At 70.3% G+C, this 14656-nt stretch carries 13 protein-coding genes; 11 read left to right on the top strand and 2 right to left on the bottom strand.

What is annotated here, in order from left to right; genetic code table 11:
• Positions 1-62: 62 nt before the first annotated feature.
• Positions 63-1694 carry a transporter gene (locus tag ACFXPX_RS08010; protein ID WP_380640072.1) on the bottom strand — a complete coding sequence of 544 codons (1632 nt, stop codon included), beginning with the start codon at positions 1692-1694 and terminating at the stop codon, positions 63-65.
• A complete protein-coding gene (locus ACFXPX_RS08005; RefSeq protein ID WP_380586092.1) occupies positions 1691-2527 on the bottom strand; it encodes an ABC transporter ATP-binding protein in 837 nt (278 codons plus the stop codon). The genes ACFXPX_RS08010 and ACFXPX_RS08005 overlap by 4 nt, the downstream gene beginning before the upstream one ends.
• Positions 2528-2783: 256 nt before the next feature.
• On the opposite strand from ACFXPX_RS08005, the gene ACFXPX_RS08000 reads away from it, so the two are divergent.
• The 11 genes from ACFXPX_RS08000 to ACFXPX_RS07950 all read left to right on the top strand — a co-directional run bounded on the left by ACFXPX_RS08000 (position 2784) and on the right by ACFXPX_RS07950 (position 14648).
• A complete protein-coding gene (locus tag ACFXPX_RS08000) occupies positions 2784-3335 on the top strand; it encodes a DUF1707 and DUF4190 domain-containing protein (RefSeq protein WP_380640070.1) in 552 nt (183 codons plus the stop codon).
• A gap of 428 nt (positions 3336-3763) precedes the next feature.
• Complete coding sequence (gene rpsL / locus ACFXPX_RS07995) at positions 3764-4135, top strand: 30S ribosomal protein S12 (protein ID WP_014144289.1); 372 nt, start codon at positions 3764-3766, stop codon at positions 4133-4135.
• Positions 4136-4137: 2 nt separating this feature from the next.
• A complete protein-coding gene (gene rpsG, locus ACFXPX_RS07990) occupies positions 4138-4608 on the top strand; it encodes a 30S ribosomal protein S7 (RefSeq protein ID WP_148644378.1) in 471 nt (156 codons plus the stop codon).
• 39 nt (positions 4609-4647) lie between these two features.
• Positions 4648-6753 (top strand): elongation factor G, encoded by a 2106-nt coding sequence (gene fusA / locus ACFXPX_RS07985; RefSeq protein ID WP_380521252.1) that lies wholly within the window; start codon positions 4648-4650, stop codon positions 6751-6753.
• Positions 6754-6948: 195 nt separating this feature from the next.
• Positions 6949-8142, top strand: coding sequence for an elongation factor Tu (gene tuf, locus ACFXPX_RS07980; RefSeq protein ID WP_375882058.1), 1194 nt, complete (start codon positions 6949-6951; stop codon positions 8140-8142).
• Between the two features lie 189 nt (positions 8143-8331).
• Positions 8332-9294: a glycosyltransferase family 2 protein gene (locus tag ACFXPX_RS07975; RefSeq protein ID WP_380521249.1), complete on the top strand. Its 963-nt coding sequence runs from the start codon at positions 8332-8334 to the stop codon at positions 9292-9294.
• Positions 9291-9746 carry a GtrA family protein gene (locus tag ACFXPX_RS07970; RefSeq protein ID WP_380640068.1) on the top strand — a complete coding sequence of 152 codons (456 nt, stop codon included), beginning with the start codon at positions 9291-9293 and terminating at the stop codon, positions 9744-9746. The genes ACFXPX_RS07975 and ACFXPX_RS07970 overlap by 4 nt, the downstream gene beginning before the upstream one ends.
• Before the next feature lie 223 nt (positions 9747-9969).
• On the top strand, positions 9970-12042 hold the full coding sequence (locus tag ACFXPX_RS07965; RefSeq protein WP_380640066.1) for a hypothetical protein: 2073 nt from the start codon (positions 9970-9972) through the stop codon (positions 12040-12042).
• Positions 12043-12177: 135 nt separating this feature from the next.
• The gene (locus ACFXPX_RS07960) at positions 12178-13500 is read left to right on the top strand and encodes a hypothetical protein (RefSeq protein ID WP_380640064.1); all 1323 of its coding nucleotides are present in this window, start codon (positions 12178-12180) and stop codon (positions 13498-13500) included.
• A gap of 84 nt (positions 13501-13584) precedes the next feature.
• Positions 13585-14274 (top strand): glycosyltransferase family 2 protein, encoded by a 690-nt coding sequence (locus ACFXPX_RS07955; RefSeq protein ID WP_375882069.1) that lies wholly within the window; start codon positions 13585-13587, stop codon positions 14272-14274.
• The gene (locus ACFXPX_RS07950; protein ID WP_375882070.1) at positions 14271-14648 is read left to right on the top strand and encodes a DUF2304 domain-containing protein; all 378 of its coding nucleotides are present in this window, start codon (positions 14271-14273) and stop codon (positions 14646-14648) included. The genes ACFXPX_RS07955 and ACFXPX_RS07950 overlap by 4 nt, the downstream gene beginning before the upstream one ends.
• The last annotated feature ends 8 nt before the right edge of the window (positions 14649-14656 follow it).

Here is a 14656-nt window from a genome sequence, read left to right as displayed (position 1 = left end):
CTGCTCTCCTCGACGGCCCCGCCCCTCCGGCCCATGATGCCGGAGCGGCCGGGCCGACCTAGCTACCGTTCGATGGCCTTGGCCATGATCTCCGGCACACGCTCCAGCAGCCGGGGGGCCGCCAGCCGGATGCCGAGGGTGGCGACCAGGGCGCCGTAGGCCGGGCCGAGCAGCAGCAGCGGCCAGGTCGGCCCGTCCGAGAGCAGCGCCCAGAGCAGGTAGCCGCCGACCGGCAGGGAGAGCACCGCGACGCCGAGCATCGAGCCGAACTGGTTGAGCAGGATCAGCCCGCCCTGCCCGGGGGCGGCGTTGCGCATCGGGTTGCTGTCGGCGGGCATGGTGTACGGCGCGAGCACGCTGAACACCGAGCCGAGCGCGATGCCGCCGCCGAGCACCGCCAGCGCGAGGCCGAGGGCGGACGGCAGCCCGCTCCAGTCGCCGGTGACGGCGGCCAGCACCAGCCCGAGCACCACGGTGACCGGCAGGGCGTACGACAGCACCGCGTACGCCCGGCCGCGCAGCTCGTCCCGGGCGTCGGCCGGAGTGCGCAGGGTGGCGGCGACCATCCAGAACGCCGAGCCGTCCATGCCGAACAGGTTGAGCATCTGCAGCCCGAGGAAGGTCCCGGTCATCGCCAGCAGGTAGACGCTCGACCAGCCCTGCACCACCGACAGCAGGCAGATCACCAGCGTCATCCCGACGCTGGTGAACAGCGCGGCCTTGGCCCGCGGCTCGCGCCAGGCGTACCGCAGGTGGCGCTGCATCACCGCGCCGGTGCGGCCCTCCGGCAGGAAGCGCCAGCCGCGGGCGCTCTGCACCCCGCGGGCCACCTCCAGGGTGGAGGAGTCGGCGGTGACCATCAGCTCCTGGAGGCTGCCCCGCCACCAGCGCAGCAGCAGGACGAGCAGCGCACCGGCCGCGGCGAGCTGGAGCAGCGCCGCCCCGTACTCGCCCGCGCCGACGCTGCGGGGGGCGTCCACGGCGCTGACCGGCGGGATCCAGCGCAGCACCGCGGCGATCGGCCTGAGCGGGCCGAGGTCGATGTCCTGGCCGTGCTGCCGGCCGAAGATGCTCTGCGAGCCGACGTTGGCGCCCTGGACGAGCAGGGCGAAGGCCAGCCCGCCGAAGATCGCGAAGTCCTTGCCGCGCCGGCTGGAGAGCATCCGGGCGTTCCCGGCCGCGACCGCCCGGGACAGCGTGACCAGGCAGAGCAGGGCGAGCGGCACGGCGACCACCGCGGTGGCGGCCGCGGCGCCGCCGGTGGCGCCGGACAGCACCGCGCCGGTCACCAGCACCAGGCTGATCAGCGGGCCGGGCCCGATCAGCGAGGCCAGCAGCGAACCGCGCAGCAGCGGGCCGGGCCGCAGCGGCAGCATGGTGAGCCGGGTCGGGTCGGCGCTCTCGTCGCTGGAGAACAGGAACAGCGGCAGCGCGGCCCAGCCCAGGGTGAGCACGCCGGCCAGCATCACCCCGGTGTTGCCGGAGCCCTCGTAGCGACCGTTGAGCATCGCCATGCCGAAGGCGATCAGGCCCGCGAAGCCCAGGCCGAGGACGCCGCCGAGGACATACACGGCCGCCCGGCCCCGGCTGCGGCGCAGCCCGTTGCGCAGCAGCCGCAGCTTGAGCGCGACCAGGCCGCGGACCACCGTCCGGTCGTCGGGCACGGCGGTGACGGGCGCGGTGGCGGCGGTCACCGGGTGTCCCCGGTGCGTCCGCCGCCGAGCCAGCCGAGGGCCTGGCCGTCGTCCTCGCGGACGCCGATCAGCTCCAGGAAGGCCGCGTGCAGGCTGCGTCCGCCGCGGACGGCGTCCAGCGGGCCCTGGGCGATCACCCGGCCCGCGTTGACCACGGCGACCCAGTCGCAGAGCTGCTCGACCAGCTCCATCACGTGGCTGGAGAAGACCACGGTGGAGCCGGCCGCCGCGTACCGCTTGAGCACGCCGCGGATGGTCTGGGCGGAGACCGGGTCGACGCCCTCGAAGGGCTCGTCCAGGAACAGCACGTCGGGGTTGTGCAGCAGCGCGGCGGCCAGCCCGATCTTCTTGCGCATGCCGGTGGAGTAGTCGGCGACCAGCTTGTCGGCGTCCCGGCCGAGGTCCAGGACGGCCAGCAGTTCCTCGGCGCGGCGGTCCACCTCGGCGCCGGGCAGGCCGCGCAGCCGGCCGGTGTACTGGAGCAGTTCGCGCCCGCTGAGCCGCTCGAACATCCGCAGGCCCTCGGGCAGGATGCCGATCCGGGCCTTGACCGTGACCGGGTCGGCCCAGACGTCGGTGCCGTGCACCAGCACGGTGCCCTGGTCGGGCCGGAGCAGACCGGTGGCCATGGACAGCGTGGTGGTCTTGCCGGCGCCGTTCGGCCCGACCAGGCCGATGAACGACCCGGCCGGGAGCTCCAGGCTGAGCCCGGCGACGGCGGCCTGGGTGCCGAAGTGCTTCCACAGCCCCTGGATGCTGACGGCGGACGGGGTGCCCGGTCCGGGCCGGCCGGCGGCGGTCGGTTCGGAGGGCGACGGTTCTGACGCCTGCATGGCGGCCTTCTGTCTCTGGTCGTGGGTGGACGCGCGGTGGCGGGGCGCTCCGGAGCCAGCCTGGCACCGGCCCGACGGGCTGTCGCCCGCTTTGAGCATCCCCTGAGCCTGTCCGCCGAACGGGTGAGGCGCGCCGCCCGGCGACGGTCTCCGGGAGCTGCCGGTCCGATTCGGCAACTACTCAGTTCCCCGGTTCGTCCTGCACTATGAGGACCAGTGAGCGCGCGGGGGTGCCGCGGCGCCCGGGAGGTGGCGGATGTCCGTTCAACCGTGGGGCGAGTCCCGCCCCACCGACCGGTACGGCCGGAAGGCGGCCGGCTGGCAGGCCGCGCCGACCCCGCAGTCGGTGATGCGGGCCAGCCACGCCGACCGGGACCGGACGGTGGACGTGTTGAAGGCCGGGTTCGCCGAGGGCCGGCTGTCCGTCGAGGAGTACGGGCAGCGCCACGAGGCGGCGGCCCGGGCGGTGACCTACGGCGAGCTGGCCGCGCTGGTGGCCGACCTGCCGTCCGGGCCGATGGCGGCGCCGTTGCAGGCCGCGCAGCCCGTCCCGGCGACCTTCCTGGTGCCGCCGCCGGTGCCGCAGGCCCGGCCCACCAGCGTGCTGGCGGTGGTCTCCCTGGTGTGCGGCCTGACCGGTTTCCTGGCGCTGCCGGTGGTGCCCGCGGTGATCACCGGCCACCTCGCCCGCCGGCAGATCCGCGAGCGCAACATGGACGGGGACTGGGCGGCGGTGCTGGGCCTGGTGCTCGGCTACCTGGGCGGCGCCTTCTGGCTGCTGGTGATCATGTTGGGCATCGCCTCCTAGGTCGCCTAGGCCGCCCCGGCGGCCCCGGCTGCCCCGCTGGCGGGTGCCCGCCGACTGTGGTAGAGCGGGTGGAGGGCGGCCCGACACCGGCCGGTCGCGTACGGGACACCGGGGCGACACCCGGCCGAAGGCCGCGACCTGCGGCGTTGCATTTGTTTTGACCGAGCCCCATGCGCTAGGTACGCTCTGACCTTGTGCCTGGGGTGTCCCCGGGTCCTTGTGCGTGCATGCACACCGGTCGCCGCGCCGAGCCGGAGCGCCTCAAAGCGCGCCGCGCGTAGAGCGCCGTCGCTGTACATCAGCCATGGGATTCCGTGTCGGAAAAAGCCCAACACACCCGACCGCGTGGGTCGACCACGGGGTTGTGTGCAAGGGAGACACCGCAGGTTAGTTCCACCAAGCCTTGGCACACAGAAAACGGAGAAACGGTGCCTACGATCCAGCAGCTGGTCCGAAAGGGCCGGCAGGACAAGGTCGAGAAGAACAAGACTCCCGCGCTGAAGGGCTCCCCGCAGCGCCGTGGGGTCTGCACGCGTGTGTACACGACCACCCCGAAGAAGCCGAACTCGGCGCTTCGTAAGGTCGCCCGTGTGCGCCTCACCAGCGGGATCGAGGTCACCGCTTACATCCCGGGCGAGGGCCACAACCTGCAGGAGCACTCCATCGTGCTGGTGCGCGGTGGTCGTGTGAAGGACCTTCCTGGTGTCCGCTACAAGATCATCCGCGGTTCGCTCGACACCCAGGGTGTCAAGAACCGCAAGCAGGCTCGCAGCCGCTACGGCGCCAAGAAGGAGAAGTAAGAATGCCTCGTAAGGGCCCCGCCCCGAAGCGCCCGGTCATCATCGACCCGGTCTACGGCTCCCCTGTCGTCACCCAGCTGGTCAACAAGATCCTGCTGCACGGCAAGCGCTCCACCGCCGAGCGGATCGTCTACGGCGCCCTCGAGGGCGTCCGTGAGAAGACCGGCTCGGACCCGGTCGTCGCGCTGAAGCGTGCGCTGGAGAACGTCAAGCCGGCCCTCGAGGTCAAGTCCCGCCGTGTCGGTGGCGCGACCTACCAGGTTCCGGTCGAGGTCCGTCCGGGCCGCGCCAGCACCCTGGCGCTGCGCTGGATGGTCGGTTACTCCCGCGCCCGTCGCGAGAAGACCATGACCGAGCGCCTGATGAACGAGATCCTCGACGCCAGCAACGGCCTGGGCGCTTCCGTGAAGCGTCGCGAGGACACCCACAAGATGGCCGAGTCCAACAAGGCCTTCGCGCACTACCGCTGGTAGTCCGTACCCCGTCACTAGACAGAGAGAGAACGAGCCACCATGGCTGCAACCTCCCTTGACCTCGCCAAGGTCCGCAACATCGGGATCATGGCGCACATCGACGCGGGCAAGACCACCACCACCGAGCGGATCCTGTTCTACACCGGCGTGTCGTACAAGATCGGTGAGGTCCACGATGGCGCTGCCACCATGGACTGGATGGAGCAGGAGCAGGAGCGCGGCATCACGATCACGTCGGCCGCGACGACCTGTCACTGGACCGTCGACGATGCCGACCACACCATCAACATCATCGACACCCCGGGTCACGTCGACTTCACCGTCGAGGTGGAGCGTTCGCTGCGCGTCCTCGACGGTGCCGTGACGGTGTTCGACGGTGTCGCCGGTGTCGAGCCCCAGTCCGAGACCGTGTGGCGGCAGGCTGACCGCTACGGCGTCCCGCGCATCTGCTTCATCAACAAGCTGGACCGCACGGGCGCGAACTTCTTCTTCTGCGTCGACACCATCGTGGAGCGCCTCGGCGCCACCCCGCTGGTGATGCAGCTCCCGATCGGTGCCGAGGCGGACTTCCAGGGCGTTGTCGACCTGGTCCGCATGAAGGCGCTGATCTGGTCGGCCGAGGCCGCCAAGGGCGAGATGTACGACATCGTCGACATCCCGGCCGAGCTGCAGGAGCAGGCGGACGAGTACCGCGAGACGCTGATCGACACCGTCTCCAACGTCAGCGACGAGATCATGGAGCTCGCCCTGGAGGGCGAGGAGATCCCGGTCGAGCTGCTGCAGGACGCGATCCGCAAGGGCACCCTGAACTCGGACTTCACCCCGATCTTCTGCGGTACCGCCTTCAAGAACAAGGGCGTTCAGCCCCTGCTCGACGCGGTCGTCAAGTACCTGCCGTCCCCGCTGGACATCGAGTCCGTCGAGGGCACGAAGCCGAACGACCCGGAGACCAAGATCTCCCGCAAGGCTTCGGACGACGAGCCGCTGGCCGCGCTGGCGTTCAAGATCATGTCCGACCCGCACCTGGGCAAGCTCACCTTCGTCCGGATCTACTCCGGCCGCCTGGAGTCCGGCACCTCGGTGCTGAACGCCGTCAAGGGCAAGAAGGAGCGCATCGGCAAGATCTACCGCATGCACGCGAACAAGCGTGAGGAGATCGAGTCGGTGGGCGCCGGCGACATCGTCGCCGTCATGGGCCTCAAGCAGACCACCACCGGTGAGACGCTGTCCGACGAGAAGAGCCCGGTCATCCTGGAGTCCATGGACTTCCCGGCCCCGGTCATCCGCGTCGCGATCGAGCCCAAGTCCAAGGGTGACCAGGAGAAGCTGGGTGTCGCCATCCAGCGTCTCGCCGAGGAGGACCCGTCCTTCCAGGTCAACACGGACGAGGAGACCGGCCAGACCATCATCGCGGGTATGGGCGAGCTGCACCTCGAGGTGCTGGTCGACCGTATGAAGCGTGAGTTCAAGGTCGAGGCCAACGTCGGCAAGCCGCAGGTCGCGTACCGCGAGACGATCCGTCAGGCCGTCGAGCGCATCGACTACACCCACAAGAAGCAGACCGGTGGTTCCGGTCAGTTCGCCAAGGTGCAGATCGCGATCGAGCCGCTCGAGCAGGCCGAGGGCTACGAGTTCGTCAACAAGGTCACCGGTGGCCGCGTCCCGCGGGAGTACATCCCGTCGGTCGACGCCGGTTGCCAGGAGGCCATGGAGTTCGGCATCCTCGCCGGCTACCCGCTCCAGGGTGTCCGCGTGAGCCTGCTCGACGGCCAGTCGCACGACGTCGACTCCTCCGAGCTCGCGTTCAAGATCGCCGGTTCGATGGCCTTCAAGGAAGGCGCGAGGAAGGCCAAGCCGGTCCTCCTCGAGCCGATGATGGCCGTCGAGGTCACCACGCCCGAGGACTACATGGGCGACGTGATCGGCGACATCAACTCTCGCCGTGGCCAGATCCGGTCCATGGACGAGCGTCACGGTGCCCGCGTCGTCTCGGCGCTGGTGCCCCTCTCCGAGATGTTCGGCTACGTCGGTGACCTGCGCAGCAAGACCTCTGGTCGCGCGAGCTACTCGATGCAGTTCGACTCGTACGCCGAGGTCCCCAAGGCCGTGGCTGAGGAGATCATCGCCAAGTCCAAGGGCGAGTGACCTCCCGATATTCGGGATGATTCACACCCCTTAGGCTCTTAGGAGGCGACCTGGGAGGATCCGTCCGGATCCTCCCAGGGCCTCCGGCCCCCAACCACGGGGCGGCGAGAGGTGCTTCGGGCACCCAGGCCGGGCCCGTATCAAAGACCAACTGACGTCAGCACGGCGTACAGGAACTGTCCTCAGGAGGACTCAGTGGCCAAGGCGAAGTTCGAGCGGACGAAGCCCCACGTCAACATCGGCACCATCGGTCACATCGACCACGGCAAGACCACGCTGACCGCGGCCATCACCAAGGTGCTGCACGACGCGTACCCGGAGATCAACCCCTTCACGCCGTTCGACCAGATCGACAAGGCCCCGGAGGAGCGTCAGCGCGGTATCACCATCTCGATCGCGCACGTCGAGTACCAGACCGAGGCGCGCCACTACGCCCACGTCGACTGCCCGGGTCACGCGGACTACATCAAGAACATGATCACCGGTGCCGCCCAGATGGACGGCGCCATCCTGGTGGTCGCCGCCACCGACGGCCCGATGCCGCAGACCAAGGAGCACGTCCTCCTGGCCCGCCAGGTCGGCGTCCCGTACATCGTCGTCGCCCTGAACAAGGCCGACATGGTGGACGACGAGGAGATCCTGGAGCTCGTCGAGCTCGAGGTCCGCGAGCTGCTCTCCGAGTACGAGTTCCCGGGCGACGACCTGCCGGTCGTCCGCGTCTCCGCGCTGAAGGCCCTCGAGGGCGACGCCGAGTGGGGCCAGAAGCTCCTCGGCCTCATGCACGCGGTCGACGAGAGCATCCCGACCCCGGCCCGCGCCGTGGACCAGCCGTTCCTGATGCCGATCGAGGACGTCTTCACGATCACCGGTCGTGGCACCGTCGTCACCGGTCGTATCGAGCGTGGCATCCTCAAGGTCAACGAGACTGTCGACATCATCGGCATCAAGGAGACCAAGACCACCACCACGGTCACCGGCATCGAGATGTTCCGCAAGCTGCTCGACGAGGGCCAGGCCGGTGAGAACGTCGGTCTGCTGCTCCGTGGCATCAAGCGCGAGGACGTCGAGCGCGGCCAGGTCATCATCAAGCCGGGTTCGGTCACGCCGCACACCGACTTCGAGGCCCAGTCCTACATCCTGTCGAAGGACGAGGGTGGCCGCCACACCCCGTTCTTCAACAACTACCGCCCGCAGTTCTACTTCCGTACCACGGACGTGACCGGCGTCGTGACCCTCCCCGAGGGCACCGAGATGGTCATGCCGGGCGACAACACCGCCATGACCGTCGCGCTGATCCAGCCGATCGCCATGGAAGAGGGCCTCAAGTTCGCCATCCGTGAGGGTGGCCGCACCGTCGGCGCCGGCCAGGTCACCAAGATCATCAAGTAATTGGTGCTCTGACCTGCCTGCCCCGTCAGGCTCGTCCGAAGGGCCCCACGCACCTTGCGGTGCGTGGGGCCCTTCGGCGTCTAACCCCGCGCTCACCTGGGCGCACTTCCTCTCACGGGCAGCTCATGGCCGACTGTTATGGTCGGCTCACCATCCAGTCCCGCCGTCGCGGAAAGTGGGATCCATCGCATGTCTACGGCACCGCTGTTGTCCGTCGTGATGCCGATCTACAACGAGCAGGAGGCGCTCCCGCTCACCGTCGAGCGACTGCGCCCGATCCTGGACGGGCTGGGGGTCGACTACGAGGTCGTCGGCGTGGACGACGGCAGCCGGGACGCCACCCCCGTGCTGATGCAGAAGATCCGGCAGGACTGGTCGGAGTTCCGCATCGTCCGCTTCGCCCGCAACTCCGGGCACCAGGCCGCGCTCACCGCGGGCATCCACCGGGCCATCGGCGACTACGTGGTCAGCATCGACGCCGACCTCCAGGACCCGCCGGAGAAGATCCCGGAGATGCTCGACCTGGCCCGCGAACAGGGCCTCGACGTGGTCTACGGCGTGCGCGGGGACCGCGGCACCGACACCGCCTTCAAGCGCCGCAGCGCGGGCGCGTACTACTGGCTGATGCGCCGGCTGGTCGGCAAGCGGATGCCCAACCAGGCCGGCGACTTCCGGCTGCTCAGCCGGGCCGCCGTGGACGCCCTCAAGCAGCTGCCCGAGCACCAGCCGGTCTACCGGCTGCTGGTGCCGTGGCTCGGCTTCCCCAGCGGCGAGGTCGTCTACGTCCGCGAGGAGCGGGTCGCCGGCGGCACCCACTACCCGCTGTCCAAGATGGTGCGGCTCGCGCTGGACAGCATCACCAACTTCTCCGCCGCCCCGCTGCGGCTGGCCACCTACCTCGGCCTGGTCAGCTTCGTGGTCTGCATCGCGCTGGGGATCCACGCCACCGTCTCGTACGCGCTCGGCTCGACGGTGCCGGGCTGGTCCTCGCTGTTCATCGGGATGCTCTTCCTCGGCGGGGTGCAGCTGATCTGCGTCGGGCTGCTGGGGGAGTACGTGGGCCGGATCTACTCGGCGGTGCAGAACCGTCCGACCTACTTCGTCGGCTACGACTCGGCCGAGGACGACGACGAGCGGGGCCGGGGCCGGTGACGCTCACCGAGGAGCCGGTCGGGCCCGCCTCCGGGGCCCGCCGCCAGCTGCCGTCCTTCCTGGTCATCGGCGTCCTCAGCACCGTCTTCTACCTGGGGCTGTTCGTCGTCGCGCGGCGGTTCACCGACCCGCAGGCGGCCAACCTGATCGCCCTGGCGGTCAGCGCGGTGGCGAACACGGCCGCCAACCGGCGCTTCACCTTCGGGGTGGTCGGTTCGCAGGGGATGGTCCGCCACCAGCTGCAGGGCGCCGTCGCCTTCCTGATCGGGCTCGGCCTCAGCTCCGGGGTGCTCGCCCTGCTCGACCGGGTGGTGCCGGACGCCTCCCGGCCGGTGGAGGTCGGCGGGCTGGTCGTCGCCAACGGGCTGGCCACGGTCGCCCGGTTCGTCCTGTTGAAGGTCTGGGTCTTCCGGGGCGGATCCGCCGGGCAGCCGGACCGCTCCGGGGCCTGACCAGGGGATCCGCTCCACCGCCGACCGTCCGGCGTTCCCGGGGCGGACGGACCGTGTGCGCGCCCGGTGGTTCGCAGGCGGCCCACAGGGCCCCTGGGAGGTCTGGACCAATGGGGCCCTCGGTATGCTGGGCGCTTGCAGCCTGCCCGCAGACGGTGGCGGAAGTCCGGACCCGGTAGGGGGGAGACGGGCGGCAGGGACTTGACCGGAGGGGCACGGCACCGTGTCGACCATACAGAGCTCACCCGACAGCGAGACCGGGCACAGAACCGTGCCATCGGGACCGCCGTCCCCGCCCGCCGACAGCAGACGGCCGCGGCGCAACCCGTTCGTCCTGGCAGGCGGGCTCGCCCTGTCCTGGCTGGTGCCGGCCGGCCTGGTCGCGCTGCACCTGGGCGTCGTGCTGCTGCCGCTGCTGCTGCTCGCGGTCGCCGCCGTGATCAGGGTCGGCGGTGTGCTGCTCGACCGGCTCTTCGTCGCCGGGCTGATCCTGGTCGGCGCGGTGCTGGCCTTCGGCCTGGCCTTCTCGCTCTGGCCCTGGGGCATGTCGCCGACGGCCACCAGCGGTGTGCTGTTCAGCGTGCTGACCACGGCCGCATGGGCCGCCCGGCGCGCCCCCCGGCTGCCGCTGCGCTTCCGCTGGTCGGACCTGCTGGTGGTGGGCACCTTCGCCGGGATGTGGCACTACCTGTTCCACCCGGTCGCCGGTGCGTCGGCCGCGGAGCGGGTCGCCTTCTTCGCCACGGCGGAGGACCGGCTCTCGCACTTCTCCTTCTTCTCCGGCATCCAGGGGGTCGGGGGCTTCGCCTTCCTCCACCAGGAGGCAGCCAGGTCCTACCTGATCCCGCCGTCCGAGGTGACCTACCCGCAGGGCTCGCACTTCCTGCTGGCCTGGATCGACGGGCTGGTCCACTCCGCCGCCGACCCCGGCGACATGATCCACACCATGAACCGGTACTTCCTGTACCTGCTGGTGGCGTACGCGCTGTTCTGCACCGTGCTGGTCTGGGCGGCGCGCTGGATCGGCGGGCCGCGGCTGCGCGGCTGGCGGGCGGCGGCGGTCTGCGCGACCGTCGGCGCGATCATGTTCTCCACCAACTACCTGGACCTGCTGGTCCACGGCTTCGACTCGACCTTCATCGGCCTGCTGCTGATCGCGCTCGCCTTCGCGGTGCTGATCCGGCCGGCGATGGGCCGCACCGAGTTCGTGCTGGCCGCCTCCGCCGGGCTGATCTCCGTCACCTACACGTACAACATCTACGGCGCGTTCGTCGGCGTGCCGCTGCTGGGCGCGCTGGTGGTGCACCGGCGCAGGTTCGCCGGGCGCTGGTGGTGGACGCTCGGCGCACTGGCGTGCGCGCTGGGCGTGGCCGCGCTGCCGAGCGTCCTGTCGGTGATGGGCGACCTGAACGTCGCCGACGCCTCGAACATGAGCGGCCCGAGCGTCGCCGCGGACCGCTCGATCCTGATCGGCGGCGGGCTGCTCGGCCTGCTGGCGGCGGCCATGCCGCGCAACCGCCGCACCGCCACCGGGCGGGCGCACCTGGCGGTGCTGCTCGGCACCGGCGGCCTGCTCAGCGCCTTCGCGGTCTACCAGCTGCAGACCATCGAGAAGTACTCGTACTACTTCCACAAGATGACGGCGGTGGGCGTCGTGGTCGCCCTGGTGTCGATCGGCGCGGTCGGGGCGGTCCTCCAGACACCCCACCGGGGCACCGGGAACACGCTGAGCCGGCGCCTGGGCGAGCTCGCGCTCTCCGGGCTGACGGTCGCCGCCGCGCTGAGTCTCTTCGCCAACGTGCAGTGGGGCTTCCTGGCCACCAAGGAGGCTCCCTCCGCGTGGTCCAACAACCCGCTGGTGGTCTGGAGCCGCGGCGAGGCCGAGACCGACATGGGCCCCAAGGGCATGGACGGGTTGCGGGCCCTGCGCAGCGACGGACCGGTGATCGCGCTGGTCTCCAACGACGAGGTCAAGAACCTCAAGGCCACCTGGCTCGCCTCGCTGATGAACCGGCGCGGCGGTGACATGAAGGCGCTGTACGACATCCACTGGGTGGGCATCGGCGGTCCGCAGGCGAAGGAGGAGGACTACCAGCGCTCCCTCGGCAGGTTGAAGGGCGCCATCGAGAAGCTCCCCGCGCCGCACCCGACGCCGACCATCCTGACCGCCGACCGTTCCGTGGGGGAGCGGATCAAGCGGGACCTGGCCAAGAACGGCGTCACGGTCGACGTCGTGAGCGATCAGGGGATCCTCTGGACCCAGCCGTGGGGCCGTACGTTCCCCGGGACCGTCTGAGATGGCGTCCGAGGGAACGCCCGCGCGCACCGAGCATTCACGGCCACCCGCTACTATTCACAGCAATCGCACGGCTTGGCCGGCCTCGTGCGGAGGCGTGCTGCACGGCCGGCCGGTGAATTCGGTGGTCATGTGATGAAGAACCCGATCGCCAAGCTGCTTGGGGCGCTTCCCCCGGGGGCGCGGCTCGTGGTCGGTGGCACGGTCGTGCTCGGAGCTTCGGCGTACGTCTACATGGCGCTCGTGGGCTACAGCCTGAGTGCCGTGGGCAAGGCCAACGTCACCATGCTCTGGACCATCGTGATGTCCGTGGGGTGGGGACTCTTCCAGCCGGTCGAACTCGAACTGACCCGGCTGGTGGCCGCCCGCAAGGTGGCCGGACACGGGGCACTGCCCGCGGTGCGCCGGATGCTGCTCCTCGCGATGGCACTCCTGGTCGCGGTGTGCGCACTGCTGGCCGCGGCCGCGGGCCCGGTCGCCGACCTGCTGTTCAGCGGGGACAAGGCACTGGTGGTCGCCCTGGCCGGCGGCCTGGCCGGCCTCGCGGTGAGCTCGGTGGCCCGCGGTGCCCTGGCCGGCCTCGGGCTGTTCGGCCCGTACGGCACGCAGCTGGCGGTCGACGGCGGGCTGCGGATCGGCCTGGCCGCGGTGGCCGCGGCGGCCGGCCTGCACTCGGCGCTGGCCTTCGGCCTGATCCTCTTCGTCTCCCCGCTGGCCGCCTCGCTGATCGGCCTGCGCGGCACCCTCGCGGACCGCACCCCCGGCCCGGAGGTGCCCTGGAAGCAGCTGACCGGCGGCCTCGGCCTGCTGATCGCCTCGGTGATGCTGAGCCAGCTGGTGGTCAACGCGACCGTGGTCTGCGTGCGCCTGCTCTCTCCGAACCACTCCGAGGCCTCCGACGCGCTGGTGTTCGCGATCGGCCAGGCGGTGGTGATGGCCCGGGCGCCGCTGTTCGCCTACAGCGCCCTGCAGGCCTCGATGGTCTCCGCGCTCTCCGGCGCCGCCGCGGCCGGCGACCACGCCGAGTTCCGCAAGGTGCTGACCCGTACCACCGCGATCGTCGCCGCGATGTGCATCGGCGGCGGCCTGCCGGTGATCGTGCTCGGCTCCAAGCTCAACCCGCTGCTGTTCAACGCCAAGGACGTGCTCGGCCCGCTGGACTTCGTCTGGCTGGTCTTCGGAACGCTCTGCTACGTCCTGGCGACGGTCTTCGGCCAGGCGCTGATGTCGAGCGCCCAGCACCGCCGCCAACTGGTCGGTTGGACCGCCGGTTCCGTAGCATTGGTGGCTGTCGCGCTCGCACCGGGCGATGTGGGTCTCCGGGCAGAGCTCGCGTACCTGGCGGGCTCACTGGTCAGTGCCGTCCTGATGTTGTGGTCGCTGTACCGTGCCTTCCCCTCCCGCCCCGCTGCCGTGTCGGCAGACCGGTCCGCGGCAGAGCCGCTGCGGACCTCCTGAGGGTGGGCCCAGACACCATGACCAGCACCGATAGACAGACCCGAGGCACGGGCCGCCGTGCCGTTCGCCAAGCATGGAGCACCTGTGTCCGAGTATGACAACGTCTGGCTGGTGATCCCGGCCTACAACGAAGGCCAGGTGATCGCCGACGTCGTGGAGGGGGCACGCAAGACCTTCCCGAACATCGTGGTGATCGACGACGGCTGCACCGACGACACGGCCGAGCACGTCATGACGACCGGCGCCCACCTGGTGCGGCACCCGGTCAACCTGGGGCAGGGCGCCGCGCTCCAGACCGGTCTCAAGTACGCGCTCGCCCAGGAGGGCGCCGAGTACTTCGCGACCTTCGACGCGGACGGCCAGCACCAGACCGCCGACGTCGAGAAGATGGTGGCGCTGCTGCGCGAGGGCGAGGCCGACATCGTCCTCGGCTCCCGCTTCATCGAGCAGACCGGCCAGGTGCCGTGGATCAAGCGGGTGGTGCTCCGCACCGCCGCCGCGGTCAGCCCGACCGCCCGCAAGCTCAAGCTCACGGACGCGCACAACGGGCTGCGGGTGATGAACCGCGAGGCCGCCGGCCGGATCAAGATCACCATGAACGGCATGGCGCACGCCTCGGAGATCGTCTCCTTCCTCGCCGGCTCGGACCTGCGGGTCGCCGAGGTTCCGGTGGACATCCTCTACACCGACTACTCGCGCGCCAAGGGCCAGTCCCTGATCAACGGCGTGAACATCCTCTTCGACATCTCGCTGCGGGAGCGTAACGGCCGATGAACCACCTCTGGATCCAGCTCATCCTGGTCGTGGCCGCGGTGGCCATGGCGCTCGTCTTCGTCTGGCGCTGGGACAAGGCGAACACCCGGGCGTGGAAGCGCATCGCCTTCACGCTGTTCGTGATCGTCAACGTCGTCGCGATCCTGTGGCCGAGCGGCGTGACCAAGCTGGCCACCGCGCTGGGCGTCGGCCGCGGCACCGACCTGGTGCTCTACCTGATGGTCATCGCCATGGGCTTCCTGACCCTCAACACCTACCTGCGCTTCCGCTCGCTGGAGAAGAAGATCACCGACCTGGCCCGCACCGTGGCCATCACCGAGGGTGTCCGGCACAACAACGACCGGCTCAACGCCCCGGTCGGCTCCGAGCACTGATCCCGGGC

Source organism: Kitasatospora sp. NPDC059146, assembly GCF_042786665.1.
Lineage (GTDB): Bacteria > Actinomycetota > Actinomycetes > Streptomycetales > Streptomycetaceae > Kitasatospora.
The sequence above is the reverse complement of the archived record's forward strand: the minus strand, read 5'-3'. Positions and strand labels throughout refer to the sequence as shown.